Source organism: Chryseobacterium sp. SIMBA_029 (assembly GCF_046535275.1).
In the GTDB taxonomy this organism is placed as follows: Bacteria; Bacteroidota; Bacteroidia; order Flavobacteriales; family Weeksellaceae; genus Chryseobacterium.
Genome location: NZ_JAWRXA010000619.1, coordinates 1 through 252 on the forward strand (window position 1 = coordinate 1; position 252 = coordinate 252).

Consider the following 252-nt stretch of genomic DNA (forward strand, 5'->3'; position numbering starts at 1 on the left):
GGTACTCACCAATGAATACTGATAATTAGCCATTCCCATTCCTCCTTTATCTAAAGGTTTTGTAGCAAAATCTGCTCCTGTTTTTGGCCCTCCCGCTGGAAAAATCCCCGTATAGTTCATATCAATATTTGTATAACGGGTTTTATTTAAAACGCTGAAATTATTTCCAAGATCATATTTAAACTCAGCACCTAATACATCTACTTTCGGATGAATTCCGTCTTCCAGATTTCTATTGAAAAATCCACCTCC

The 252-nt window shown here is 36.5% G+C and carries 1 protein-coding gene; it reads right to left on the reverse strand.

Annotated features, from left to right (window positions below; genetic code table 11):
* Nucleotides 1–252: hypothetical protein (locus SB679_RS25460; protein WP_410705138.1), on the reverse strand; the 252-nt coding region annotated here is incomplete at both ends.